This is a genomic window from Caballeronia sp. M23-90, assembly GCF_053574605.1.
The window spans coordinates 1-292 of record NZ_JBSIPA010001022.1 but is presented as its reverse complement, the minus strand read 5'-3'; the positions used below and the strand labels follow the sequence as shown (position 1 = coordinate 292).

Sequence of the window (292 nt, the reverse complement as noted above, 5' to 3'; positions counted from 1 at the left end):
TGCTGCACGAAATCGAACGCGCGGAACAACGCGTGCTCAAGCCCGGCTGCTCCGAAAGCCGCGTGCCCGCTGCCTTCGACCAGGAACAGCCATTCGAACTGATGACCCGGTTCGAGCCAGTTATTGGCGCTTCCAATCGGCAATTCAGCGATACACCCCGTTTCCTGCTGCACGAAATCGAACGCGCGGAACAACGCGTGCTCAAGCCCGGCTGCTCCGAAAGCCGCGTGCCCGCTGCCTTCGACCAGGAACAGCCATTCGAACTGATGACCCGGTTCGAGCCAGTTATTGG

The 292-nt window shown here is 60.6% G+C and carries 1 pseudogene; it reads right to left on the bottom strand.

Features of this window, described 5'->3' with window-relative positions:
- Positions 1 to 292: pseudogene (locus tag ACRXB1_RS37615) on the bottom strand (hypothetical protein); the annotation flags it as partial.